Raw genomic sequence first — 26,160 nt, forward strand, 5'->3', positions numbered from 1 at the left:
GTGTCCCGGAGCACTCAACTTGGTTCTCACGCCCGGCACCCTCAAACTGAAAGGATGCAGACTTTCCTCCCCTTCGCCGATTTCCGTGAGAGTGCCAAGGCGCTCGACACCTCAAGGCTCGGCAAGCAGCGCGTCGAAGCACTCCAGGTCCTCCGCGCTTTGGTGATCCCGGAGTACGGTTGGCAGCAGCACCCTGCCGTCCGCATGTGGATGGGCCACGTCCCTGCCCTCACCATGTACGGCCTGGCCATGGCAGATGAATGGATGGACCGCGGGCACCCGGACAACACACGCGCGAACATCGCCGAATTCGCCCCGCAGGCAGCCCACCCGGACTACGCCTCCCGGATCGTCATGCCGCCGTGGCTCGGACACGAGGACCTGCACCTCAGCCACCGCTCCAAGCTGCTGGGCAAAGACCCCAAGCACTATGCGCAGATTTTCCCCGGCATCGAGGAAAAGTTGGAATACGTGTGGCCTGAGCCCAAGCACGAGTTCCACCCGGAGGACCCGGAAGAGGACCGCCTCTTGATCCTGCGCTCCAACGTGGAGGACCTCCGTCCGGAGCAGCTCACCACCGTCAGCATGCCGCCACACGGCAAGGCCAAGTCCACGCCTGTTGCGGACCCTGACGAGTACCAGTTTGTGTACGCGGAGGAGAAGTCCCGCCGGCAGGTAGGCGGCCCCAAGAAACGTCCGGTCGCACCGCGCGAGAAGAAGCCCACGCGGAAGCGCCAGGCACAGGAGCAGGCCTTCAACACGTTGCCCGGCAAAACCGAGCTGGCCGTCCCGTTCGATGATGGCCAGACGTTCGCTGTTGGCTTGATCCAGGGCCGGCCCATCACGGTGGCCGGCCGCTTCGCCCGCAACTTCGAGGTCACCAACGTCATCAAGCGCTCCGACTTCGACTACCCCGCGCTCCTGCAGGATCCCCGGGTCTTCTTCCCGGTCCCGGCACCCGCGCTGTAGCTTGGAACCCGCCGCTGTTCGCCTGTCACACCGTAGTGCGGCCTGACAGGCGAACACGGCGACGACTCGACGGCGGCAGCCCGCACCCAGGCAGGGAGTGTCATGGATTTCCAGCACATCATCGAAGCAGTCGGCCGGTACATGGACTTCGCCGGGGTAGCGGTCATGGTGATCGGAGCCTTGGTTTCCGTTCCGATGGCCCTGCGCGGGTATCAACCCAAACGGGCGCAGGGGCTCACGCCGTTCTCCCCCTACCGCTCCTACCGGCAGTTGTTGGGCCGTTCCATCCTGTTGGGGCTGGAACTCCTGGTGGCCGCCGACATCATCCGAACCGTCGCGGTCACTCCCACCTTTGAGAGCGTCGGTGTTCTGGCGATTATCGTGCTGATCCGGACCTTCCTGAGCTTCTCCCTTGAGCTTGAAATCACCGGCCGCTGGCCATGGCAAAAGGAAAAGGACGCCGACACTGGCGAACCGCTACGATCACAGTCATGACGCAGCCGTGGAAACCGGACATTCTTGGCGAAGGCTTTGAGCAGCAAACGCTCAACCTCGACGGCGGCGCTGACGCCACGTTAGTTCGCTACCTCGGCGCTGACGGGCAGTGCCTGGACACCGGCGCTCCGTGGCTGGACGTTGCTGAAGCCCCTGACTTCGATGCCGATGTCCTTTACGTTCACGGCTGGTCCGACTACTTCTTCCAAAAGCACGTAGCCGAGTTCTGGCACCGGGCCGGCGCACGCTTCTACGCCCTGGACCTGCACAACTACGGCCGCAGCTTGAGCCCGGGCATGGTCCCGGGATTCGTCACCAACCTGACTGACTACGACGCCGACATCGCAGCAGCGTTGTCGGCAATGGGCCGCTCCGGTGTTCCTGGCCAAGGCATCCCTGGGCAGGATCGGCCGCTCATTCTCTTGGGCCACTCCACTGGCGGGCTCACGCTCAGCCTGTGGGCTGCCCGCCATCCCGGAATGGCGTCGGCGTTGATCCTCAACAGTCCGTGGCTGGAATTCCAGGCGACTGAGCTGGGCAGACGGGCGATCGCTCCCTTGGTGGGGCTCCACGCCCGGCTCCACCCCCTGGCGCCACTGCCGCCAGTGGATCCGGGGATCTACACCCGGGCCGTGTCAGCCACTTTGGATGGCGAGTGGAACTACAACCTCGAGTGGCGGCCAGACCGGGGCTTCCCGGTGACTCCGGCCTTCCTCGACGCCGTGTTCCGCGGCCAAGCCACCGTGGCAGCAGGTCTGGGCATCGACGTTCCCGTGCTCGTCCTTCTCTCGGACAAGAGCTATCTGCAGCCAAAGTGGTCCGCTGATGCACTCACCGCCGACGTCGCCCTCAACGTGGACGCCGTGGCCCACCGCTCGCTGTCCTTGGCGGACACCGTCACGGTGAGCCGGCTGCCGAACGCGTTCCACGACATCTTCCTCTCACCGGAACCGGTGAGGCGAGAGGCCTTCGAACGCATCGGACGCTGGCTGCCCATGGCCCTCCAGCCCTCGGATGCGGAGGTGTGGGAAGCCAGGACCGCGGGTTTGTAGCCCACGCGCGCTGGGCAAACCCGGCCTTGTTCGTCCGCCTCACCGTAGTGGGGACCGTCAGGCGAACAAGACGAGGATTCGACGGGGGTTGGCCTACTTCCCGAGTCCGCCGCTACTTCCCGAGTCCGCCGCTACTTTCCGAGTCCAGCCCTTCGCAGAGCTTCAGCCATGGCCGTGTTCGCGGGCTCCGGAGCCTGCTGGGGTTTGCCTGGCCGCCCGCCGCCCTGACGACGATCACCCTGGCCGGGCTGACCGGAACGCTGACCCGGCTGGCCACCGCCGCGCTGGCCCGGCTGGCCCGAACGCTGACCCGGCTGGCCCTGCCGCGGCGCCCCTTGGCCGGGCTGGCCGGAACGCTGACCCGGCTGGCCCTGCCGCGGCGCCCCCTGGCCCGGCTGTCCGCCGCCGCGCTGACCAGGCTGGCCACCTGCACGCTCGACGGTACTCTGCCCGCCCGAAGCACGCCCGCCGGAGCTGCGGCCGCCCGCTGCGCCGGGTTCGTCGTCGAGCCTCAACGTCAAAGAGATGCGCTTCCGCTCGGGGTCGGCTTCAAGGACCTTGACCCGGACCACCTGGCCGGACTTCACTATTTCGCGGGGATCCGAGACGAACTTGTTGGACAGCGCCGAGACGTGGACCAGCCCGTCCTGGTGCACGCCGACGTCCACGAACGCACCAAACGCGGCCACGTTGGTCACTGTGCCCTCAAGGATCATGCCGGGCTTGAGGTCGGAGATCTTCTCGATGCCCTCTGAGAACGACGCCGCCTTGAACGCAGGACGTGGATCGCGGCCCGGCTTCTCCAGTTCGGACATGATGTCCTTGACCGTAGGCAGACCGAAGGTGCCGTCCACGAAAGACTGTGGATCCAGTGCCGTGGCGGGTCCGCCACCGGCTGCAACCAGGATCTTGCGGGCCACGGAGTAAGCCTCCGGGTGCACGCTGGAGGCATCCAGCGGCTCCGCTCCCCCGGTGATGCGGAGGAAGCCGGCGCACTGTTCGAAGGCCTTGGCGCCCAGCCGCGGCACTTTCTTCAGGTCGCTGCGTTTGGCGAACGGGCCATTCTCGTTCCGGTAAGCCACGATGTTCTCGCTCAGCAAGGGACCGACGCCGGCCACACGGCTCAACAGCGCTGGTGATGCGGTGTTCACGTCCACGCCCACGGCGTTCACGCAGTCTTCCACCACGGCATCCAAGGAACGGTCCAGCTTCGCGGCGGTGACGTCGTGCTGGTACTGCCCCACGCCGATGGACTTCGGCTCGATCTTGACCAGTTCCGCCAAGGGATCCTGAAGGCGGCGGGCAATGGACACAGCTCCACGCAGCGAAACGTCCATGCCCGGAAGTTCGGAAGCAGCCAGAGCAGAGGCAGAGTACACGGAAGCTCCGGCTTCGGAGACCACCAGCTTCTGAAGACCTTTGGAACCTGCGGCTTCGAGCGATTTGATCAGCTCGGTAGCCAGCTTGTCCGTCTCGCGGGAGGCGGTGCCGTTGCCGATCGCGACAAGTTCCACGTTGTACTGCTTGGCGAGCCTGCCGAGGGTGGCCAGGGCTTCGTCCCACTTCTTCGCAGGGGCATGCGGGTAGATCGTATCCGTGGTGACCACTTTGCCCGTGCCGTCCACTACGGCCACCTTCACGCCGGTCCGGAGCCCCGGGTCCAAGCCCAGCGTGGACCTGTTTCCGGCCGGAGCAGCCAGCAGGACGTCGCGCAGATTGGCGGCAAAGACCCGCACGGCTTCATCCTCGGCATCCGCGAACATACGTCCGCGAAGATCGGTGGTCAGTCGGTCCAGGATGCGGCCCCGCCAGGCGAGCTGGGCAGTCTGCGTCAACCAGGTATCGGCGGGCCGCCCCTGGTTGACGACTCCGAGGCACTTGGCCACAGCGTTCTCGTACTTGCCGCGGGCGGCCGCCAGGGCGTCGTCGTCGGCGGGGTCCGCCTCGGCGAGATCCAACTCCAGGACACCGTCCTTTTCACCACGCAACAGCGCGAGCACGCGGTGCGACGGCATGCCGGAGGGCACCTGCGTGAACTCGAAGTAATCCTTGAACTTCTGGCCCTCGGTCTCCATGCCCTTCTTGACGCGGGACACCATGCGTCCCTGCTTCCAGAGGCGTTCACGCAGGTCTTCGGCGAGATCGGCGTCCTGCCCCACACGCTCCACCAAGATGGCGCGGGCTCCTGCGAGCGCTGCGGTGGCGTCGTCGATGGAGTGCTCGGAGTTCAGGTACTTGGCGGCCTCGGTAGTGGGGTCAAGCTGGGGATTGGCGAGCAGGACGTCGGCCAGCGGCTCCAGCCCGGCTTCGCGGGCGATCTGGGCCTTGGTGCGGCGCTTGGATTTGAACGGCAGGTAGATGTCCTCAAGGCGCGCCTTGGTATCGGCACCGACGACGGCGGCTTCCAGTTCCGGGGTCAGCTTGCCTTGCGCGGCAATCGCTTCGAGTACGGACTTACGACGTTCTTCCAGCTCACGCAGGTATCTGAGCCGTTCTTCGAGGTCGCGGAGCTGGGTGTCATCGAGCGTCCCGGTGACTTCCTTGCGGTAGCGGGCGATGAACGGGACGGTGGATCCGGCGTCGAGCAGTTCCACCGCGGCCTTGACTTGCCAGGCCTTGACGCCGAGTTCAGCGGCGATCTGGGCGTGGATGGCGGAATCAGCTGACTGGTGTTGGAGATTTGAAGTCACCATGACAGTTTGCCTCACGTGGCCGACAGTTTCCGAAGGCGGGTAGCGGGAAGGCCTATCCCGGGGACGCCGTTAGTGCTGTAGTTGGACCATGCAGGAACTGCTCATCATCCTTCAGGACGGGTTTGATTCCGATGACGTGACCGTCACCGTCAACGGCAAGGAAGCCGTGTCCGAGCGCGGCATCTCCACCAAGATGCTGCTGGGGATGGCCGACGAAGTCACGGTGGAACTTCCCGCCAAGGGTGCCACGGTGGGGGTGGAAGTCAGTAGCCGACAACTCAGCGCAACCAAGAAGCTCGTGGGGAAACCCAAGAGCCTGATCGTCTCCATCGAAGCGGGCGAACTGGTGTTGCGTGAAGGAACGGGCCGCGAGGCCTTCCTCTAAGGGAGGGCCTCGCGGCGGCTGGCATGGATGCTGCGGAACCGCTAAGCCGGACTCAGTGGGCCATGTGCTCCTTGGCGGAGATGTGCTCCACCATTTCGCCGAGGCGCTGTTCGGCATAGTGGTTGCGGGCAATATCGCCCTGGCTGATGATGCCCACCAACTTGTGGTCGCTGATGACGGGCAGGCGGCGCACTTGGCGGTCCTCCATCATGGTGACGGCCTCGTCCACGTTGGCATCGGCGTCCACCCAGTACGGCTTGCCGGTGGCGAGCTCGCGGGCAAGGACTTCGCGGGCATCCTTACCTTCGGCCAAACACTTGACCACAATGTCGCGGTCGGTGATGAAGCCGGTGAGCTTACCGTCGCTGCCGCAGATGGGAAGTGAACCGCAGTCCAGATCCTTCATCAGCATGGCGGCTTCCTGGAGAGTTTTATCCTCGGCGATGCACTGCGCATCCGTGGTCATGAATTCACGTACGGCACTCATGGGTCCTCCTTCATCGATTGGGGTGATCGACGCGGGGCCTTCGGCACGAGTCCTTCGGCTCCGGGCGCCGATGATGCCAGCCTACGCCCGGCGGGTACCGCTGACCAGATCATCGGGGCCCTCTGCCGACCAAAAAATGGCCTGGTTTCTCTGGATATAGTCCATTCGCTGGAGTATCCTCAGTGTGGGTTACACACGGCTTCTGGGCATTGGCCATTTCAACTCAACTGAGCCTCATCTGAGTCTCATCACGCGCACCCCGCCCCGCCCTGGACCGTCATGCCGCCTCTGCGCCAAGAGCGCGTGGGCGATCGCATATTTGACTGCTTCAGAGCGAGAAAGATCCCCTCATGGACACCCCCAACGTCCCCAGCACCTACTACACCCCTGTCCCCTCCAATAACCCTGTCCAGTCCCTTCCCTCAACGGAATTCTGGAGGTGCCGGCGTCCCGCAGCGGTCAGTGGACGCTATGAAGGTTTCCAAGGCAACCCCGGCCCCATAGGAAGCGCCCTGGACCTCCGTTTGGATATCGACGCCCGCGGCAACGCCGAGTCGCCGGTCATGAACAAGGTCAGCGGCGATTTCTACAGCACCCGCTTCGTCAAGGTCGCCGGTGTCAACCAGTTGGTGAAGACGTATGTGGAGTCCTGGATTGTGGACATCCCTGCCATCACCTTCACCGACACCGACGTGCATGTCCTGGGGACCGTCCGCTTTTGGAAAGGAACCCACCCTGCCACCACCGTGGACATTGTGGTCTCGTGGTCCCATGGTGCTGTTACCGGGGCTGTTGCCACGTTCACGTCCGGCGGGATCCTCGGCCAGCCCTATGCGTGCTCTTACCGTTCGGAGGCCTTCCGTGACATGAACCTGGAGTTGGACTACTGCTCCTCGGTGGACATCGAGCCCAAGGTCCCCATCTACAACAGCCATGCCCACACCAACCGTCCCGCTGACCTGCCCGACCGGACCATCACCATCGAGTCCTCCTATACGGACGCCGGAATCGCGGTCACCATCGATCCGGTCCACACAGTCATCGACGACAGCGCGGCAGGCTTCGCTTCCTGGAACGTCGGAGAACTCCATGACGCCATGGAAACCTCGTTCGGCAAGTACAACTCGGGATGGCCGGCATGGAACATGTGGGGCATCCAGGCCGGTATCTTCGACACCGCCGGCGTGGGTGGCATTATGTTCGACGCCGCTGCGGGCTTTGGCGGGGCAGGCCGCGGACCGGACCGCCAAGGTTTTGCGGTCTTCCGGAACCACTCCTGGTTCACCAACCTCGTCTCCAACCCGGTCACCCAGGATCAGGCGTGGGCCATGCGGCACTTCCTCTACACCTGGGTCCACGAGGCCGGGCACGCGTTCAACTTCCTGCATGCCTGGGACAAGGCCCGCCCGGACTCGCTGTCTTGGATGAACTACGACTGGAAATACGATCAGCGCAACGGCACTGACTCCTTCTGGGGCAACTTCCGCTTCCGCTTCGACGACGATGAGCTCCTCCACATGCGCCACGGAGACCGCGCCTCCGTGATCATGGGCGGCGATCCTTGGGCCTCCGGTGGGCACTTGGAATCCCCGGCGGGCGCCATGACAGTTTCCGGTCCGGGCAGCGACGTGGAACTGACGCTCTCTGCAAAGGACCACTTCGACTACATGGAACCTGTGTCCATCGAGTTCCGGCTGCGGAATACCACTGACGTGCCGGTCATGGTGGATGGCCGGCTGGATCCCCGCTACGGCAACACCACCGTGTACATCCAGAAGCCCAACGGAACGGTGGTGCTGCACGAATCGGTGGTCTGCTTCTACGGCCTCCCGGAAATGGTCACGCTGGCACCGGCGCCGGTGGGCGACGACGACGGCAGTGATCGCTTCAGCCAACTCGTCCAGCTTGCTTACGGGGTGGAGGGCTTCGCTTTCGACGAACCCGGGCAGTATCTGGTTCGCGCCGTCTATTCCACGGACGGCATCGTGCAGGCGTCCAACACGTTGCCGCTGCGCGTTGGTTTCCCTGTCACCAGGGAAGAGGACCGCTTCGCTACTGAGTTCTTCACCCGCGAAGTTGGCCTGACCTTGGCGTTTGAAGGGTCCATGTCTCCCCATTTGGAGAGAGGCTTGAATGCCTTGACCGAGGCCGCAGAACGCTTTGGCGGTGAGCCTTTGGGCGTCAAGGCGGCCACCGCCGTCGCGCAGTCTGTGGGTGATGATTTCTATCGCCGCAAGGACGAAAAGATGGTCAAGCACCATAGCGCTGATCCCCAGCGGGCGCTGGCCCTGACCGATGCCGGCCTTGCCAGCTATCAACAGTCTGCCGGCGCGGCGAGCAACCTGGCCTACCGCGGCCTGGTGGAATTGCGCACGGAACTCCACGCGAAGGCGGACAACAGCGCCGCCGCAAAGTCCGAGGTGGAAACCCTTGCAAAGGACCTGGGCACCCGGGGCGCCAACTCCGCAGTGCTGGCCCAGGTCAAAGAACTGATTCCCCCAACTCCGGCGGCCCGTTCCCGCCGGGCGGCTCCGAGGAAGCCTGCCAAAAAGTCGTCGGATGGCTAGCTGGCATATGGACCCTCTGTAGCCGGCGACGGCGGCACTTGCCTCTTGCTCACAGGCGAGTGCCGCCGTCGCTCTCTTCTTTCGCGGGTTTGGGCCAGCGGCTATTCCGCGATGTCCTCTGCCCACAGCTCAGGGTGCTCTTCCTGGAACGTGCGCATCATGTCCACGCAACGGGGATCGTCCAGGACCACCACCTCAACGCCACGTGAGCGCAGGAGGTCGAATTCGCCGGGGAAGGTCTCGGCTTCGCCCACCACAACCCGCGGGATCTTGAATTGGATGATGGTTCCCGTGCACATCGCGCAAGGCGCCAGTGTGGTGTAGAGCGTGGTGTCGCGATAGGTCTTTTGTCGTCCGGCCGCCCGGAGCGCGGACATCTCGCCGTGCGCAATCGGGTCGCCGTGCTGGACACGTTCGTTATGTCCGCTGGCGACCACCACGCCGTTGCGGGCCAAGGCGGCCCCAATGGGAATGCCGCCCTCGCTGAGGCTCTTTTGTGCTGCCTGGTAGGCGGCTTCGAAGGCTGGGTCCACGCTGGGGGCTGTATCGGTCATGGGTGCAGTCTAGAGTGGCCGGACGCTATCTTGCCGGAAGTTATTTTGTCGGTGCCCGCTGATAGCTTGGCTACAAGGATTTCAACCGGCGTGGAAGGAAGGTGGGTCGCTGTGTTCTTTCTCGATCCGCAGATGGCGGGCGCCCCGCGGGACCTGGTCTTCTCTGCCAGCGACCTCGTCATTGCAGCAACCTGCGAGTACCAGCTGCTCCGCAAACTCGACGAAAAACTTGGCCGTTCGCCCAAGCCGGACTTCGCGGCAGACGCCATGTTGGAACGTACCGCTGCCCTAGGCGATGTCCACGAGCATCGGGTGCTGGATGAGTTCGTTGACAGGTTCGGGCACTGGGATGCGGCCACCGGCAGGGGCGTTTACGACGTCGTCCCCGCCACGGCGATGGACCGCGCAACCCTTTCGGCCAAGCACGCGGAATCCATCGAGGCCCTGCGTTCCGGAGCGGATGTGGTGTTTCAGGCCGCGTTCTTCGACGGCCAATTCCACGGGCGTTCCGACTTCCTGGTGAAGCAGCCCGGGGGGCTTTATGCGGTGTTCGATACCAAGCTCGCCCGCCATGCCAAGGTCACAGCCCTCCTGCAGCTCGCGGCGTATGGAGACCAACTGCTCAAAGCCGGAATCAGGCCGGACCCCACCGTCACCCTGGTGCTGGGCAACAGGGTCCACAGCGACCACCCCCTCTCGCAGATCCTCCCTGTTTTCACGGAACGGCGTGAACGCTTCCTTGGCATGACATCTGCGCATGCCTCGGAGCCCGGTCCGGTGGAATGGGGTGACTCCCGGTACTCAGCCTGCGGCCGCTGCGACTATTGCGCCGAACAGGTCCAGCTGCACCGCGATCTCCTCATGGTCGCGGGCATGCGCATCAGCCGCCGCAAGAAACTCATCGAGTCCGGGGTCACCACCATCGACCACCTCGCCGCCCTGCCAGCGGTCGGCGACTCCACGCTGCTCAGGCTCCGCGAGCAGGCCCAACTGCAGACGGGTACCGGCAACCCTGACGGCACCGTCACGTACTCGGACAAGTCCGGAGAAACCAAAGCCATCAGTTACAACGTGCTGCCGGACAACACCCTCGGCAGGCTTCCCGTACCGGACCCGGGCGATATCTTCTTCGATTTCGAGGGCGATCCCCTTTGGCAGGACCCCGCCACGGGAAAGTGGGGACTGGAGTACCTCTTCGGCGTCATCGAGAACCCCGTGGAGCCCGGGACGGAACCTGTGTTCCGGCCTTTCTGGGCGCATTCACGCGCTGAGGAAGGGCAAGCATTTGTGGACTTCCTGGACTACGTGGCCCAGCGCCGGGCCATCTATCCCGGGATGCACATTTATCACTACGCTTCCTACGAAAAGACGGCGCTGCGGAACCTGTCCCTGACGCATGTGGTGGGCGAAACCGCCGTCGACGACCTCCTGCGCCAAGGTGTCCTGGTGGACCTCTTTGACACCGTCCGGCACAGCCTCCGTGTCTCCGAGAACTCCTACAGCATCAAGAAACTTGAACCGCTGTACATGGGCCAGCATTTGCGTTCCGGGGATGTCACCGACGCCGGAGCTTCCGTGGTGGCCTACGCGGACTACTGCACGGCACGCGACAACGGGGATCGCGCGCAGGCTACGGCCATTCTCGAAGGGATCAGGGACTACAACGAGTACGACTGCTTGTCGACGCTGGAGCTGCGCAACTGGCTGCTTGCCCGGGCCGCGGAGCGCTCCATCGTCCCCGGCGGCCCTGTGGAGGAGCACCCACAGTCAGACACCGAGCCGGAGAAGTACGAGGCCCCGCCCGAAGAGAAAGCGCTGTTCGACTACGTGGCTGGTCTGCCCTTGGAAGAACAGACAACGCCGGATTCCCGGGCCATCAGCATCGTCGCTGCCGGAGTCGGGTACCACCGCCGTGAGGATAAACAGCATTGGTGGGAGCACTTCGACCGCTTGGAAAAGCCAACTTCACATTGGGACGAGTCCCGCGACCAATTCGTGGTGGACCACGCGGAGTTGCTGCAGGACTGGGCGAAACCAACACCTCGCAGCAACCCTGCCCGGATCGTGAAACTGCTTGGCCGCTCCGGTGATGGCGCGGGATTGGATCCGGGCAGGAAGTACTTCAGAATGTACGGGACTCCGTTGCCGGATGCCCTGGCTGCCAAGGAATCCACTGTGCTGGGCCGTGCGGGGTGGGGCGGGACCGAGGTCATCGGAGTCGGCGAAGAGGGGGACTTCGAGTCCGTCACCATCGTCGAGAAGCTTCGCAAAGACTCAACCGAGTTCGTCCAGACCCCCATGGCACTGACCCCGGACAGCCCGATTCAGACGACCGGGCAAAGGGCTGCGTTGGCCGCGTTGGCCACCAAGCTCCGCGCGGCGTTACCCTCCTGGCCCAAGGATCCGGCCTTGGACCTGGTCCTCCGGCAGCCGCCGAGGCTGGGTACCCTGGCCAACCTTCCAGCAGTTTCCTCCGGCCCCGATGGCTACATCGATGCCATCACAGCGGCGGTCAAGGACCTGGACCATTCCTATCTGGCCGTTCAGGGTCCTCCCGGCAGCGGCAAGACCCATGTGGGTGCCCACGTGCTGGCCAGGCTGGTGGCCGACGGGTGGAAGGTCGGCGTCGTGGCGCAATCCCACGCTGTAGTTGAGAACATGCTCTGCGCGGCGGTGGAGAAGGCAGGTATCGATCCCCGCCTGGTGGCCAAGGACGTCAAGCACAACGATCCCGTGCCGTGGACCAACTGTGCCAAAGGCGACGTGGAAGAGCTCTTGTCCAAGCCGGGTGGCGCCCTGATCGGCGGCACGGCGTGGACCATGGTGGGTAAGGAAGTCCCCGCCGGGTCGCTCGATCTCCTGGTCATCGACGAAGCGGGACAGTTCTCGCTCGCCAACACCATGGCTGTCAGCCGGGCCGCCAAACGGCTCCTGCTCCTCGGTGACCCACAGCAACTTCCCCAGGTCACCCAAGGCAAGCACCCCGAACCCGTTGATGAATCAGCCTTGGGTTGGCTGTCGGATGGCTACAACACCTTGCCGTCCCACCTTGGCTACTTCCTGGCGTTGTCATGGCGCATGCACCCGGCACTGTGCAGCGCAGTGTCAGAACTGTCCTACGACAACCGGCTCGAGGCTGCTCCTGCTGCAACCATGCGTGAACTCGAAGGGGCGGGCCCCGGAATTTCCTGTGTGTACGTTACGCACACCGCCAACTCCACTGCCTCGCCCGAAGAAGCTGTTGAGGTGGTCCGGCAAGTCCAGGCTCATCTGGGCTTGAAATGGCTGGACCCTTCGGACTCTCCCGAACGCCGTCCCCTTGAGGAAACCGACATCCTGGTGGTCGCGGCCTATAACGCCCAGGTCCAGCTCATCAAACATGAACTCCGATCTGCCGGCCTCGGGAAAGTGCGGGTAGGTACCGTGGACAAGTTCCAAGGCCAGGAAGCCCCGGTGGTCATTGTCTCCATGGCCGCATCGGCCGCCGGAGAAGTACCCCGCGGCATGGAATTCCTGCTGTCCCGCAACCGGATCAACGTGGCGGTGTCGCGCGGTCAGTGGCGTGCCGTCGTCGTGCGTTCGCCTGAACTGACCAATTACCTGCCGACCCATCCGGAAGGCCTGGAAAACCTCGGCGGCTTCGTGGCTCTCTGCCAGCGGAGTTTTCGTACACCTCATGCCCTTTAGAAGGCGTCTTAAGGGCATCTGCTGTACAAAAACTTAAGGCTTCGTCCAGGACCCGGCCGAAGTTGCTGGCGTCGTGCGCGAAGCGGCCAAGAAACAGCCCGGAAACCCCATCCAGCTGCGGCAACAAGCCGGGTTTCGCCGACCCGCCATAAATGATGGGCAACCTGGCCAACCCGTGCCGGGCCAGCGACTCCCGCAAGGTACCGACTACCCGCGAAACATATGCCGCTGAGGCAGGTTCAGGAGCGCCGATCGCCCAGACGGGCTCGTAGGCGATCACAAGTTTCGAGGCCAGCGACCAGTCGCCGGACACTGCGGCTTTGATCTGCCCGAACACCGTGTCCGCCGCTGCTTCAGGTTCCAGAATCTCGGACTCTCCCACACAGAGCAGCGGAGTCAGCCCGGCATCGACGGCGGCACTGACCTTGAGCGCGATCATCGCCCCGTCCTCGGCAAAGTAGCGTCGCCGCTCAGCGTGACCGATTTCCACGAAGCCCACTCCGAGCTCAGCGAGCATGGACGGTGACACCTCACCCGTCCATGGCCCCTCAGCCCAGCCGCAGTTCTGGGCCCCTAAGACCAGTGGCGAGCCCTCAAGCAAACCCGCTGCCGCGGGCAACACCGGATGCGACGGGATCACGAACGGGACCACCCGCCCGGCCGCGAGGGCCGGACGGGCGTCTACTTCTGCCACCAATTGCGCCAGCCACGCCAAGCTCTGCGCATAGCCCATGTACATCTTGGTGCTGACGCCGATGAACACAGTGTCCAGCGCGGTGTCCGTGGCAGGGTCCGCAGCAGAAGGGAAAGCAGGCAGGTTCACGCTCTATTTCTCCAGCAGTTCGTCGGCCTTGTTGCTGAAACGCTTGGTGCCGAACATCAGCAGCGCGGCCAGGAATGGCAGGACACCCAAGGCATAGACACCCATGGTTCCGGTGTCCGACGCCGTGACCTCGTTGACCGTGGTCCGCAGGATCGGCGCCACGAACCCACCCAGGTTTCCGAGGGAGTTGATCAGGCCGATACCGGCGGCCGCGGCAGTTCCGGTGAGGAACGCCGTCGGATATGACCAGCAAATGGGGCCGGTGGACAGGAAGCTGCACACCGCAAGGGTGATGAAGATGATGCCCAGGGCCGGCATCTGGTTGGCACCGGCCCACGCGGAACCAAAGATGCAAAGGCCCGTGGAGATGAACAATGCTGTGCCCCAGCGACGGCGACGCGCCACGGTGTTGGCTGCCTTGCCGATGAAGTAGCAGGCGAAGATGCCGAAGAACCACGGGATGGCCGCGAGGAGTCCGACGGCGATGCCCACCTTTTGTCCGGTCAGCTGCGCCACCTGTTGTGGCAGGTAGAACGTCACGCCGTAGACGGCCACTTGCAGGCAGAAGTAGATGACGGTGAAGTACCAGACACGGCCGTTGCGCATGGAAGCGAGAACGCCACGAGGGCCGGTTTCCTCTTTCACCGTGTCCTCGAGCGCCATGACATCGGACAGGGCCCGTTTCTCTTCCTTGGTCAGGAACTTGGCGTCCTGGGGACTGTTGATGAGGAAGAAGTAGGCGGCAATACCGGCCAGGACGGCGAGCATGCCCTCAACGAAGAACATCACCTGCCAGCCGGCAACGCCCGGAACCTGGTCGCCGATGTTGATGAGCCAGCCGGACAGGGGTGCACCCATCATCTGGGAGAACGGCTGGGCCAGGTAGAAGATGGCGAACATCTTCACGCGAACCTTGTTGGGGAACCAGGCCGCCAGGAACATGATGACGCCGGGGAACAGGCCGGCTTCGGTGACGCCCAGCAGGAACCTGAGAATGATGAAGGACGTTTCACCCTGGACGAAGGCGAAGCACGCAGAGACGATGCCCCACGTGATGGCGATGCGGGCCAGCCACACCTTGGCACCAAACTTGGTGAGCAGCAGGTTGCTGGGAATCTCGAACAGGGCGTAGCCGATGAAGAAAATACCGGCACCCAATGCATACGCACCGGCGGTGATGCCCCGGTCCACTTCCAACGCGGCTTCAGCGAAGCCAACGTTGGTGCGATCCAGGAAGGCCACCACGTACAGGATGACGAGCATTGGCATGAGCCGCCGGGACGCCTTGGAAATGGCCGATTTGAGGACCGGCGTATCCAGCAACTCCTTCGTGGAATTGGTGGCAACAGACATTGAAACTCCTCTTTGAGTGACAGGAAAATGACGAGTGCGGTCAGCCGCACACTGGCGCGGTCAGCCGCGATCAGCGCGGGAAGAAAATGAGCACCATGCCCACGGCGCAGGCGAGGACGCCCACGGCCAGGTAGATCTTGCGTTCTCGTGTCCAGGTCTTCATGGAGGCCCCTAGTGCATGTACAGTCCGCCATCCACATTCAGCGTTTGGCCGGAGATGTATCCGGAGTCTTCGCTGATGAGGAAGGCGATGGCGGCGGCGATGTCCCGGGTGGAGCCCACACGGTTCACTACCAGGTCCTTGGTGAGCTCGTCCTTGCGTTCCTGGCTCAGCGTGCCGCCCATGATGTCGGTGTCGATGGGGCCGGGAGAAATGGCGTTGACGGTGATGTCGTACCCGCCGAGTTCACGGGCGGTAGCACGGGTCAGGCCAATGACGCCGGCCTTGGCCACGGAGTACGGGGTTTTCGAGAAGGTGCCGCCACCGCGCTGGGCGGAGACCGAGGAGATGTTCACGATCCGGCCGATGCGGTTCTTGACCATGGACTCGGCCACGCGGCGGGTGGCGTAGTGGACGCCGTTGAGGTTGATGTTCAGGACCCGGTCCCACTCAGCGGGTTCCAGTTCCAAGTAGCCAACAGGCGAGCTCACACCGGCAACGTTGGCCAGCGCCACGATCTGCGGCAGTTCGTTTTCCAGCTCGTCAATGGCTGCGCGGACCTCGGCTTCACTGGCGACGTTGGCGCCGACGCCGTGGGCCTGAACGCCGTACTCGGCGGCGATTTCTTTGGCTGCGATCTTGCAAGCTGCGTCATCGAGATCAATAATGCCGATGTTCCAGCCCTGCGCGGCCAGGTAGTTGACGGTGGCCCGGCCGATGCCGCGCTCGGAAACGGCGCCGGTGACGATTGCTGTGCGTTCTGCGGGGAAAGTCATGTGGTCTTCTCCTGAAAGGTCTTAGTTGATGGGGGCCGGGCCGAGCTCTTCAATGAGCTTCTGCATGGCCACGTAGGCCTTGTTGCGATAGGCGATGAGTTCCGGAGTGCGCTCGGCGGGAACGTTGAGGAAGCCTGCACCGGTCTTGGTGCCCAGCTTGCCTGCGTCCACCAGGTCCGAGAGGATCTTCGGCGTCGCGAAGCGTTCCGGGAAGCCGGTCTGCAGCGACTTGTAGCAGAAGTTGTAAACGTCCAAACCGGCCATATCCGCAATGGCGAACGGACCGAAGAAGGGCAAGCGGAAGCCGAACGTCGTACGCACCAGTGTGTCGACGTCGTCCGCTGTTGCGATTCCCTGCTCCACCAGCTGTGCGGCTTCGTGGAACAGCGCGTACTGCAGACGGTTCAGCACGAAGCCGGTGACGTCCTTGACGACGGCGGTCTGCTTACCGGCAGCGTGGACCAGCTCGCGGGACGCGGCAACCGTTGCGGCATCCGTGCCGGCGTGAGGGATGATCTCTACGCCGGGAATGAACGGGGACGGGTTGGAGAAGTGCACGCCCAGGAACCGCTCCGGGTTGGTGACCGCTTCTGCCAGTGCGCCAATGGAAATCGTGGAGGTGTTGGAACCGATCAGGGCGTCCGGGCGGGCAGCGGCACTGATGCGGGCGAGGGTTTGGTGCTTGATCTCCAGTACCTCGGGAACGCACTCCTCAATGAAATCGGCGTCCGCTACGGCTTCTTCTATGTCCTTGGCGGCCCACAGGTTTTGCTTGAGAATCTCCGTGGACCCTGCGGGGAAGAGGCCATCGGCGATGAACTGTTCCGACTCCTCCAGCAGGCGGTCGTAGTTCTTCTGCGCGATCTCGGCGGAGACATCGGCCAGCGCAACACGCGCCCCGCCCAGCGCCAGTACCTGGGCAATGCCGCCACCCATGTAGCCGGAGCCGACGACGGCGATCTTCCGGGCTGCGTTGTTGGCTGTCGCTTCGGTTGCTTCCGGTGTGGTCATGATCAGACTGCCTTCGTGTAGTCGGGCTCGTACGAGCAAATGGCGTCCACCTTGGCGGCGGAGGATGAGGTGTGGTCGAAGCGGTGGCCCAGCCACTCCCCTACGAGCTTTTTGGCCAGTTCCAAGCCAATCACCCGCTGGCCGAGCGTGAGGACCTGTGCGTTGTTGCTCAGCACCGAGCGCTCCACTGAGTAGCTGTCGTGGGCCGTGACCGCGCGGATTCCGGGGACCTTGTTGGCCGCGATGGCCACACCAAGGCCCGTACCGCAGATCAACAGTGCGCGGTCGGCGTCTCCCTCGGCCACTTTGCGGGCGGCATCAACGGCGACGTGCGGGTACGCGGTGGAGTCGTTGAAACCAACGCCGACGTCCGTCACTGTTGCCACGCGGTGATCCGCTTCCAGCAAAGCCAGGAGTGCCTGCTTGTATTCGACTCCGGCTTCGTCATTGCCAACGACGATGCGCCAGCCTTCGGTGTTGCTCATGCTTGGGCTCCGTTCCCGGCCGACCGCTGGCCCGTGGGGGCAGCCGTGGCCAGTTGTGAATCGATGAATTGCGAGATCCTCGAGGTGATCAGCCCGAAGGAGACCGCCCCCGGATCGGGATGGCCGAGGCTCTTTTCCGCGAGAGGGCGTGCCCGGCCCTTGAGCGGGCGCAAATCCGCCGTCTTGGCGGCAGCGGACTCGGCAGCCGCAGCGGCAACTGCCAGCGCCCGGTCAACGGGAGCCCCGCCGTCGAGCTCTGTCAGAAAGGCGTCACGGAAGGGCAGGAGCGCGTCCACCATGGTCTTGTCCCCAAGCTCGGCCTTGCCGAGTTCGGTGATGGCGCGGACGAAAGCCCTCACAGCGGCGCCCGCATCCTCGGATGTGTACGTTTCGCGGTTCCCGAGCGACAACCCGGCGGCGATGACCGCTGATCCCCACAGGGCTCCCGAGGTTCCGCCAGCACGTTCGCTCCAGGCCTCGCCGGCTGCGGTCAGGATGTTTGCAACAGAGGAACCCGCGGCGGCTTCGCCTGCCGCCGCCGCTGCGTCCACGCCGCGCCGCATACCGATGCCGTGGTCGCCATCGCCGGCGATCGCGTCCAGCTTGCCGAGTTCATCTTCATGCTCGACGACGACGTCCCTCACCTGGGCGAGCACGGCGACGGCCAGCTGCCCGAGGTCAGCTGCAGCAGCGGTGGGCTGTTCGACGTCGGCGGTTCCGGCGTCGTCGGCTGTGATGGCAGCACGGGGTGTGCGGGGCGACATGCTGCCCTTGCGGAACGCCGGAGTGTCCGCGGGTGCGGCCCAGAACTGTTCAAGTTCTTCGTCGAGCCACAGCAGCGTCAGCGACAGTCCGGACATGTCCAGGCTGGTCACCAGCTCGCCGCACTCGGGTTCAACAACGGTGAGTCCCGCGGCCGCGAGCAGCTTTTCCACCTTGCCGAACAGCAGGAAGAGTTCGTCGTACTTCACCGTTCCGAGGCCGTTGACGATTACCACCACACGGTCCCCGGCGTCCTCGGGCTTGTCGTTGAGAAGCTTCGAAACGAGAAGTTCGGCCAGCTCGGATGCTGTGGGCATGGTGTGCTCGGAAATGCCGGGCTCGCCATGGATACCGAGACCCAGCGACATCTGCCCGGCAGGCACGTGGAACAGCGGATCCTTGGCGCCGGGAAGCGTGCAACCGTCAAAAGCCACGCCCAGGGAACGGGTCCGATAGTTGGTCTTGATGGCCAAGCGCTCGACGCCGTCAAGGTCCAGTCCCGCTTCGGCGGCAGCGCCGGCGATCTTGAAGACGGTGAGGTCGCCGGCAATGCCCCGACGCTTCTCTAGTTGCTCGATCGGCGCACTGGCGATGTCGTCAGTGACGGTGACCGTCCGCGTTTCGATGCCCTCTGCGTTGAGGCGGAGCTGCGCCTGGCCGAAGTGCAGGACATCGCCGGCGTAGTTGCCGTAGCTGAGCAGGACTCCACCGCCGGCGTTGGCAGCCTTTGCAACGCGGTACACCTGGCCGGCCGCCGGAGAAGCGAACATGTTGCCGCACGCCGAACCAGTGGCAAGCCCGGGCCCGACGAGTCCAGCGAACGCCGGGTAGTGTCCCGAGCCGCCGCCGACCACCATAGCGACCTGACCGGCCGGGACTTCGGTGGAGCGGACCACGCCACCGTCAACGCGGGCAACGTACCCGCGGTTGGCAGCTACAAATCCGTCCAACGCGTCATCAGCAAAGTCTGCCGGGTTATCAAAAATCCGGGTCATCTTCCTAGACTCCTGCGAGCTGCGTAGCCGGTACCTGGCGACCTTGGGCCACCTGGCTCTTGCCGAGTTCATAGCCTGCGGTCTTCGGCAGGACGTGGCGGCGGAGGTATTCCTGGTTGCTGGCAGTGACGCTGAGACCATCGCCGCCGTAGTGCTCAGTGCAGAGGATGCCCTGGAATCCGACGGACAGCGCGAACTTGAAGGCCTCGCGGTAGTTGATGAGGCCGCTCTCCATCGGGGCKGGCATGGTGATGTAGCTGTCGCGGGCTACATCCTCGTCCCGGATGTAGTTCTTCATGTGCCAGTAATTGGAGTACGGCAGGGTCTTGGCCACCATCTCGCGCCAGTCCTCGATGGGCCGGTGCAGGCGGATCAGGTTGCCGAGGTCCGGGTTTAGGCCGACGTTGTCCAAGCCGATGTCCTGGACCAGCTGAACGGAGGAGTCAGCAGTTCCGAGGTAGGTGTCCTCGTACATTTCCAGCGAGATCAGCACGCCGGCCTCTGCCGCGTGCTTGCCGAGCTCGCGAAGACGGGAGACGGCGTTGCCCCACACTTCCTTGTCACCCACGGGATCTTTGTAACCCTCCACGGTCCAGAACCACAGCTGTTCCTGCTGCTCCGGCGTGATGGCCTGGTGAAGCCCAAAGGACACCACTTCACAGCCAAGCTCGGCAGCGGCATCGATGGTGCGGTGGCTGTAGGCGAGGTTGTCTGCCCAGTCCGTTGCGTGGATGACGCTGCGGCGGATAGCGGAGATGACGGGAACCCCAATGCCCACCTCGTCAGCGGTCTGCTTGAATTCGGTGAGGCGGTCCTTGCTGAGGTCGCCCGGGCGAACCCAGCTGTCGGTCAGGTCAGCGTTCGCAAAACCTGCGTCCTTCACTTCCTGGAGGACCGAAGCCCACACGGAAGCGTCGGCATCGTTGACCTGCTGCCCCTTGGCGTCAATGCCGGGGAACTGCAGGAGGGCCGCGGTGATGGGCCAATTCTCGGCGGTGTACGCCATGATGATCACTCCTTCGTGGAATCCTGTTTCCTATAGGATTTACGAATCAAGCAATGCTGTCAACCCTTTTTGGGAAACTTCCTAGATCCTATATGTCATACATTTAGCTGTGAAGAGAGTCACTTGGGTGTGCTCAGCTCCTGGGAACGGTGAACGTCCAGTGGGGTGGGCGGGCGCCCTCCGAACTGTCGCTACCCCTACCGCCGAATGCACCCGTAACCACTGGTGCATTCGGCGCAAAAGGGTGGGCCATCAACCACGAACGGGCGCGCACGGCGGAAACGGGTGCGAGCCGGGACGGAACGTTGGGCCTAGTCTTCCGGTGCGTCAGCCATGGCCCGGCCCCGGACCTTTTCGACGTGGTCGATCATCATGTCCGCGGCTTTCTCCGGATCACCGCTGGTCATGGCGTCCAGCACGGCCTGGTGCTCTGCGATGGCCTGCTCGGCGTCGGTGATGCCCACTCCCCCGAACAGCCGGAACCGCTGGATCTGGCCGCCCAGGGTGTTGTACGCCGCGAGCAGGAACTGGTTGTTCGCCTGCGCAGCGATGAGTTGGTGGAAACGTTCGTCGGCTTCCAGGTAGCTGCGGTACTCGGCAAAAGTCCCGCCCCGGGGCGCCGTCTTCAGATCCTCCACGGCCTGCCTCAGGGCATCCAACCCCTCCGCCGTCATGCGGGAACACGCCAGTTTTGCATTGACGGGTTCAATGGAGAGTCTGGCTTCCATCAGTTCCGCGAAGTCTTCGCGGGTGAATACGGGGGCTACCCTGTAGCCTTTCAGCGCCACCCGCCGGACCATTCCGGTGTGCTCCAACCGGGCAAGGGCCTCCCGCACGGGAGTCGGCGAGACGTCCAGTTCACGAGCCATCCCGTCGATGCTCACTGCCGCCCCCGGTTCCAAACGGCCGTCCATGAGCCACTCAAGGAGGGCTTCGTAGACGTGGTCGGCCAACACTTGGCGGCTGACGGGGAAGCCAGCGCGGGCAACGGCCGGGGAAGGATCAGGCATGCCACAAATCCTATAGGAAAGCTCGCGGCTGGCCGTGTAAGCGCAGCTGTCACATACCTCCCCCACTGCCCCAGCCGCTTGGGCGACCACACGTTAAACCACGACGTCGGCACCCGGGCGTGGGTGCCGACGTCGTGGTCTTGCTGAGGTGCTTTACGCGGTCAGCGCGCGGGAATCTTAATTGGCGTAGAACGGGTAGTCCGTGTAGCCCTCGGCGCCTTCGGCGTAGAAAGTGGAAGCATCCGGCTCGTTGAGCGGCAGGCTTTCGCGCCAGCGACGGGCGAGGTCCGGGTTGGCAATAGCGGGGCGTCCGACAACCACGGCGTCGGCGAGGCCACCTTCGATGATCGCGAAGGCTTCGTCGCGGGTAGTGATTTCGCTGAAGCCGGTGTTCACCAGGAACGTTCCGTTGAAGCGCTCCCGGAGGTCCTGGACCAAAGCACTCTTGGGGTCGTGGTGCAGGATGCTCAGGTAGGCCAGGTTGAGGGGGGCGATGGTGTCCACCAAGACCTCGTAGGTTGCCCGTACGTCTGCCGCATCGGTTTCTGCGATGCCCTGCACGTTGTGCTCGGGGGAAATGCGGATGCCCACACGGTTGGCACCCAGAGCCTCCACCACGGCGTTGACAGTCTCGATCACGAAACGCGCCCGGTTCTCCGGGGAGCCGCCGTAGCTGTCGGTGCGGACGTTGGAGTTGGGGGCCAGGAATTCGTGCAGCAGGTAACCGTTGGCGGAGTGGAGTTCAACGCCGTCGAAGCCTGCCTCGATGGCGTTCTTCGAGGCGGTGACGATCTCCTGAATGACACCCGGAAGTTCGTCGGTGCGGAGCTCACGCGGCACCGGGTACGGCTGCTTGCCGTTGGGGGTGCGGACATCACCTTCGATGGCAACAGCGCTGGGGCCCACGATCTCGTGGCCACCAGTGATGTCGGCGTGGGAAACGCGGCCTCCATGCATGACCTGCGCGAAAATCCGGCCACCTTCAGCGTGAACGGTGTCGGTGACTGTCTTCCAGCCGCCGATCTGCTCCTCCGTGACGAGCCCTGGCTGTCCCGGGTAGGACTGCCCGGCCGGAACCGGATAAGTTCCTTCGCTGACGATCAGGCCCAGGGAAGCCCGCTGGCGGTAGTGCTCGGCGATCAACGGACCCGGCACGCCATTCTGGCCCGCACGGAGGCGCGTCAGGGGCGCCATCACCAGTCGGTTGGAAAGTTCAAGCTCGCCGAGGGCCAGTGGGGAAAACAGCATGCGCAGTTCCTTTCAGAATGAATCAGGTTCATTCTGAGCAACTGCATGGCGTCTGCAACTATTCCGAAGGAGGCGCAGATCACACGTCGCGCGATTGGAAGGTGGTGCGCTACCCCTTCTCGACCTGCCTCAGCGCGTCATCGAAACACTCGCAGAGAGCCAACACGGCCACAAGATGTGCTTCTTCAGCGTGGGCTGGGTCCGTGTTGACGCAAATGGCTTCGTTGACCGACTGGGCGAGGTCTCTGGAGTCCCTTCCCGTCAGTGCCCACACCCGCGCGCCCTTGGATTTTGCTGCGGCGGCTGCATCACGGAGATCGTCGGTGATGCCTTTCGCTGCGAGCAGGACCACGATGTCGCCGCTGCGTACCTGCTGCGAGATTTGGGCGCTGATGCTGCCGGCACCCTCCGCGCCTGCGTTCTTTGAGATCGAGATGGCCTTGAAAGTGGCGCCGTCCCCGGGGTCGTGGGCGGCCAGCTCGGAGGCGAATCTCTGTGCCTCATGCGCTGATCCATCGCTGCCGGCTGCGAACACACTACCCCCGCGACGCCGGACGCGTGCCAATTCCTCGCCCCATTCGGCAAGCCTGGAGGACTCCCGGCGAAGGGCCGCCACGGCCGGCCCAATCTCGCCCAAATGCCCAAGAACGACGTCTACTGCGTGTCGGCTCGCTTTCGACTCAGCCGAGCGCACCGCCTGACCTGTTCGTCTCTCAACGATGCTCACTTCCTGCCTCCGTTTCTCCGTTGAAACTATGAATTCCTGTCACCATCACGAGGTGAGCCCTCACGAGGTGAGCCGTCACGTCCGCTACGGTCGCGCGTCAGGCGCTCACCGTCGTCGTGCGCGGAACGGTCCCGGTCAGTCGCGCGGTCCGCGACGGTGGAGCGTTCATCGGCGCGATCCCGCGTGGCAGGGTTGTTGTCGTCGGCCGTGCGGTTGTGGTCGTTCGTGCGGTCCCGCTCATCCCGGACGTTGGGGTCCAGCTTGTCGGCACGGCGCAGGTTTTCGTCGATCCGCTCTTTGGCTTCGTTGGCCTTCGCGGCATGCTGTTCCGCATCTTTACGGAGCCGGTTTGCCTCGACTTCCGCCTGGAGCGCGGCGGCCTCGGCTTGCGCGGACTCGGCCTTTGCTTGATGCGCGCCGATGGCCTCTTCGGCTGCTTTCTCCCGCAGTTCCTCGGCCCGGTGGCGGTTGACTTCTGCCTTTTTCCGGCGGCCGATGACTACCGCCACGATGACAACGGCGATCACTACAACGGCCAGCACGATAATCAGTACCAGTTGTCCTGTATCCATTTGGATTACCTCCCTGATGAGCGGGCTTCAGGGGCGCCGCTCGTGGCCCACGCTGTGCTTTCTAGTCGAGGTGTACCCAGATTGGCGGACCTCGAAACGATTGGCTCTCAGGCCGGCAGCTCCATCCGGAAGCCGCAGCGGCCGTTCCGGTTGAGGACTGCTGCGGCGTCGTGGAACGAAGGATGGTGGGCGCGAGAGCGGTTTGCGTCGCTTGGAACCAGAGGCTTTTTCATGGTCGGCACTGCGGACACTCCTCGGTCATCTCTGCCCGAAACTCTCTCCCTTGGCCACCATGTTAACACCAATGGTCAGATTCCTTATGGATTTGCTGGCTGAACCTTGTGCACCCGTTCCTTCTCTGCTTCGCTGGAAGGGTCTCCAGCAGGGCGGGACCCACCCAGCCCAAACGCAGGGAGATCCAATCGTGAAAGCAGTGACATGGCAAGGCCGGCGCTCATTGAGTGTCCAGGACGTCCCCGATCCGTCCATCCAGGAACCCACGGATGCAATTGTCCGCATCACGTCCACAGCCATTTGCGGCTCGGACCTTCACCTCTATGAAGTCCTTGGACCGTACATGCACAAAGGCGATGTGATTGGCCATGAGCCGATGGGAATTGTCGAAGAAGTCGGGTCCGGGGTTCACCGGCTCAAGAAGGGCGACCGTGTGGTGGTGCCGTTCAATATCTCCTGCGGGCATTGCTACATGTGCAACCAGGGCCTTCAATCGCAATGTGAGACCACCCAGGTCACAGCCAAGGGATCAGGGGCAGCACTCTTTGGCTATTCCGAACTGTATGGGTCCGTGCCCGGCGGGCAGGCGCAGTATTTGCGCGTTCCGTTCGCAGACTACGGACCGGTCAAGGTTGATTCGGATGCCCCCGACGAACGCTACCTTTTCCTCTCCGACATCCTGCCCACAGCCTGGCAGGGGGTGGAGTATGCCAACGTCCCCGAGGGCGGCACCCTTGCCGTCCTCGGGCTTGGCCCCGTTGGCCAGTTTGCTGCAAGGATCGGCATCCACAAGGGCTTCCGGGTGATCGGGGTCGACCCTGTTCCCGAGCGTCGCGCCATGGCCGAACAGCACGGCGTGGAAACCATGGACTACAGCTCGGACGTCGCCGGGAAGGTCCGGGAGGAGACCCTGGGCCGTGGTCCGGACGGAGTGGTGGACGCGGTGGGCATGGAAGCGCACGGTTCCCCCGTGGCATCGTTCCTTCACCGGGCGGTCTCCCTGCTTCCGGACAAGCCGGCGCAGGTTGCCATGGAAACCATGAGCGTCGATCGGCTTGCTGCGCTCCATACAGCCGTGGATATGGTGCGCCGCGGTGGCACGATTTCACTGAGCGGCGTCTACGGTGGCCAGGCCGACCCCATGCCCTTGATGACCATGTTCGACAAGCAAATCCAACTCCGCATGGGCCAATGCAATGTGCGCAGCTGGACTGACACCCTGCTCCCCTTGGTAGAGGACGACGCCGATCCGCTGGGAGTCATGCATTTGGTCACCCACACCGGCTCGCTCGACGAGGCTCCGGCCCTCTACGAGAAGTTCCAGAAGAAGCAGGACGGGTGCATCAAGGTGGTCCTCAAGCCCTGAGCGCCGGGTGAAACCCGGAGGGTCAGGCCCTGATGCCCTTGGGCCCCAGCGATTCCGCCAAGGAGAAAGTCATGCTGTTGATGGCTGCTTTGGTGGCCGCATAGTCCATTAGGGATGGGCTGGGGTGGTACCCCTGGATGGACGAGGTGTTGATAATGGCGGCACCGGGCTGCAGATGCGGGAGGGCTGCCTTGGTGAGCCAGAACAGGGCGTAGACGTTGGTTTTAAGGTCCTGTCGAACTGCTCGGTACTGAGGTAGGTGAACGCGACATCGGCACCTTCGCGGGCGAAAGCAAGGATCGTAGGACGTGGAGACCACGTTGTTGACCAGGGCCATGGCAATGTCCTCGTCAAGGTCTGTTTTCTCCGTTTGTTCGTTGCGGATCTCCTCAGCCATGCTCTCAGTGTAAGCATCCTGACTATCTGAGGGGGCCGTTCAGGAAGTACTCAGAATTGCTCGATAGCCTAGCGATTGTCAGCGTTGGATTACATCGAAGGAGGGCCTATGGGACTCGGAGACAAGATCAGCAACAAGGCACAGGAAGTCACTGGCAAGGCGAAGGAAGCCTTGGGTGACGCCACCAATAACGAGAAACTGCAGGCCGAGGGTGTCGCGGATCAGGCGGCAGCCAAGACCAAGCAGGCAGGCGAGAACGTCAAGGACGCCGCGAAGGACGCCTTCGACAAGTAAGCCGCATAGCACCACAGAACTGAACACACAGCAGAACGCCCCGGCTCCTCCA

At 63.7% G+C, this 26,160-nt stretch carries 21 protein-coding genes and 2 pseudogenes; 8 read left to right on the forward strand and 15 right to left on the reverse strand.

Annotated features, from left to right (window positions below):
- The first annotated feature begins 54 nt into the window (after positions 1-54).
- The 3 genes from AB4Y77_RS16575 (at position 55) to AB4Y77_RS16585 (ending at position 2,516) form a co-directional block, all read left to right on the forward strand.
- A complete protein-coding gene (locus tag AB4Y77_RS16575) occupies positions 55-969 on the forward strand; it encodes an MSMEG_6728 family protein (RefSeq protein WP_311211873.1) in 915 nt (304 codons plus the stop codon).
- Positions 970-1,071: 102 nt separating this feature from the next.
- The gene (locus AB4Y77_RS16580) at positions 1,072-1,464 is read left to right on the forward strand and encodes a DUF1622 domain-containing protein (RefSeq protein WP_442014672.1); all 393 of its coding nucleotides are present in this window, start codon (positions 1,072-1,074) and stop codon (positions 1,462-1,464) included.
- On the forward strand, positions 1,461-2,516 hold the full coding sequence (locus tag AB4Y77_RS16585; protein WP_442014673.1) for an alpha/beta hydrolase: 1,056 nt from the start codon (positions 1,461-1,463) through the stop codon (positions 2,514-2,516). Before AB4Y77_RS16580 ends, AB4Y77_RS16585 begins: the two co-directional genes overlap by 4 nt.
- 131 nt (positions 2,517-2,647) lie before the next feature.
- On the opposite strand, the gene AB4Y77_RS16590 is transcribed toward AB4Y77_RS16585, so the two are convergent.
- Entirely contained in the window at positions 2,648-5,209 is a 2,562-nt protein-coding gene (locus AB4Y77_RS16590; protein ID WP_442014674.1) for a Tex family protein, read from the reverse strand.
- Between the two features lie 88 nt (positions 5,210-5,297).
- Here AB4Y77_RS16590 and AB4Y77_RS16595 point away from each other — a divergent pair, with 88 nt between their 5' ends.
- Positions 5,298-5,594 (forward strand): hypothetical protein, encoded by a 297-nt coding sequence (locus tag AB4Y77_RS16595; protein ID WP_442014675.1) that lies wholly within the window; start codon positions 5,298-5,300, stop codon positions 5,592-5,594.
- Positions 5,595-5,646: 52 nt separating this feature from the next.
- On the opposite strand, the gene AB4Y77_RS16600 is transcribed toward AB4Y77_RS16595, so the two are convergent.
- Positions 5,647-6,081, reverse strand: a complete 435-nt coding sequence (locus AB4Y77_RS16600; protein ID WP_442014676.1) for a CBS domain-containing protein — start codon at positions 6,079-6,081, stop codon at positions 5,647-5,649.
- A gap of 350 nt (positions 6,082-6,431) precedes the next feature.
- Between AB4Y77_RS16600 and AB4Y77_RS16605 the strand changes: the two genes are divergently transcribed.
- Positions 6,432-8,648, forward strand: a complete 2,217-nt coding sequence (locus tag AB4Y77_RS16605) for a hypothetical protein (RefSeq protein WP_442014677.1) — start codon at positions 6,432-6,434, stop codon at positions 8,646-8,648.
- 101 nt (positions 8,649-8,749) lie between these two features.
- On the opposite strand, the gene AB4Y77_RS16610 is transcribed toward AB4Y77_RS16605, so the two are convergent.
- On the reverse strand, positions 8,750-9,202 hold the full coding sequence (locus AB4Y77_RS16610) for a nucleoside deaminase (protein ID WP_311211866.1): 453 nt from the start codon (positions 9,200-9,202) through the stop codon (positions 8,750-8,752).
- Positions 9,203-9,313: 111 nt separating this feature from the next.
- Here AB4Y77_RS16610 and AB4Y77_RS16615 point away from each other — a divergent pair, with 111 nt between their 5' ends.
- Complete coding sequence (locus AB4Y77_RS16615; RefSeq protein ID WP_442014678.1) at positions 9,314-12,889, forward strand: TM0106 family RecB-like putative nuclease; 3,576 nt, start codon at positions 9,314-9,316, stop codon at positions 12,887-12,889.
- Here AB4Y77_RS16615 and AB4Y77_RS16620 read toward each other — a convergent pair.
- The 11 genes and pseudogenes from AB4Y77_RS16620 to AB4Y77_RS16670 form a co-directional block, all read right to left on the reverse strand.
- Positions 12,882-13,706, reverse strand: a pseudogene (locus AB4Y77_RS16620) (triose-phosphate isomerase family protein); the annotation flags it as partial. The gene AB4Y77_RS16615 and the pseudogene AB4Y77_RS16620 sit on opposite strands and share 8 nt — an antisense overlap.
- Positions 13,707-13,715: 9 nt before the next feature.
- Positions 13,716-15,065, reverse strand: a complete 1,350-nt coding sequence (locus AB4Y77_RS16625) for an MFS transporter (protein WP_442014679.1) — start codon at positions 15,063-15,065, stop codon at positions 13,716-13,718.
- Between the two features lie 171 nt (positions 15,066-15,236).
- Positions 15,237-16,001: an SDR family NAD(P)-dependent oxidoreductase gene (locus AB4Y77_RS16630; RefSeq protein ID WP_311211863.1), complete on the reverse strand. Its 765-nt coding sequence runs from the start codon at positions 15,999-16,001 to the stop codon at positions 15,237-15,239.
- Positions 16,002-16,022: 21 nt separating this feature from the next.
- Positions 16,023-17,012 (reverse strand): 3-hydroxyacyl-CoA dehydrogenase family protein, encoded by a 990-nt coding sequence (locus AB4Y77_RS16635; RefSeq protein ID WP_442014680.1) that lies wholly within the window; start codon positions 17,010-17,012, stop codon positions 16,023-16,025.
- A gap of 2 nt (positions 17,013-17,014) precedes the next feature.
- Positions 17,015-17,497: a ribose-5-phosphate isomerase gene (locus AB4Y77_RS16640; RefSeq protein ID WP_442014681.1), complete on the reverse strand. Its 483-nt coding sequence runs from the start codon at positions 17,495-17,497 to the stop codon at positions 17,015-17,017.
- On the reverse strand, positions 17,494-19,254 hold the full coding sequence (gene dhaL, locus AB4Y77_RS16645; RefSeq protein ID WP_442014682.1) for a dihydroxyacetone kinase subunit DhaL: 1,761 nt from the start codon (positions 19,252-19,254) through the stop codon (positions 17,494-17,496). Before dhaL ends, AB4Y77_RS16640 begins: the two co-directional genes overlap by 4 nt.
- Positions 19,255-19,258: 4 nt before the next feature.
- Positions 19,259-20,260, reverse strand: a complete 1,002-nt coding sequence (locus AB4Y77_RS16650; protein WP_442014683.1) for a sugar phosphate isomerase/epimerase family protein — start codon at positions 20,258-20,260, stop codon at positions 19,259-19,261.
- A 311-nt stretch (positions 20,261-20,571) separates the two neighbouring features.
- Positions 20,572-21,270 carry a GntR family transcriptional regulator gene (locus tag AB4Y77_RS16655; protein WP_442014684.1) on the reverse strand — a complete coding sequence of 233 codons (699 nt, stop codon included), beginning with the start codon at positions 21,268-21,270 and terminating at the stop codon, positions 20,572-20,574.
- A gap of 177 nt (positions 21,271-21,447) precedes the next feature.
- A complete protein-coding gene (locus tag AB4Y77_RS16660; RefSeq protein WP_442014685.1) occupies positions 21,448-22,518 on the reverse strand; it encodes an alkene reductase in 1,071 nt (356 codons plus the stop codon).
- Between the two features lie 109 nt (positions 22,519-22,627).
- Complete coding sequence (locus tag AB4Y77_RS16665) at positions 22,628-23,245, reverse strand: SIS domain-containing protein (RefSeq protein ID WP_442014686.1); 618 nt, start codon at positions 23,243-23,245, stop codon at positions 22,628-22,630.
- A gap of 26 nt (positions 23,246-23,271) precedes the next feature.
- The gene (locus AB4Y77_RS16670; protein ID WP_311211855.1) at positions 23,272-23,817 is read right to left on the reverse strand and encodes a hypothetical protein; all 546 of its coding nucleotides are present in this window, start codon (positions 23,815-23,817) and stop codon (positions 23,272-23,274) included.
- A 424-nt stretch (positions 23,818-24,241) separates the two neighbouring features.
- Between AB4Y77_RS16670 and AB4Y77_RS16675 the strand changes: the two genes are divergently transcribed.
- Positions 24,242-25,417, forward strand: a complete 1,176-nt coding sequence (locus AB4Y77_RS16675) for a zinc-dependent alcohol dehydrogenase (protein ID WP_442014687.1) — start codon at positions 24,242-24,244, stop codon at positions 25,415-25,417.
- A gap of 28 nt (positions 25,418-25,445) precedes the next feature.
- Here AB4Y77_RS16675 and AB4Y77_RS16680 read toward each other — a convergent pair.
- Positions 25,446-25,672, reverse strand: a pseudogene (locus AB4Y77_RS16680) (SDR family NAD(P)-dependent oxidoreductase); the annotation flags it as partial.
- Positions 25,673-25,922: 250 nt separating this feature from the next.
- Between AB4Y77_RS16680 and AB4Y77_RS16685 the strand changes: the two are divergent.
- Complete coding sequence (locus AB4Y77_RS16685) at positions 25,923-26,108, forward strand: CsbD family protein (RefSeq protein WP_018777112.1); 186 nt, start codon at positions 25,923-25,925, stop codon at positions 26,106-26,108.
- The last annotated feature ends 52 nt before the right edge of the window (positions 26,109-26,160 follow it).

The organism is Paenarthrobacter sp. YAF11_1 (assembly GCF_052113445.1).
Lineage (GTDB): Bacteria > Actinomycetota > Actinomycetes > Actinomycetales > Micrococcaceae > Arthrobacter.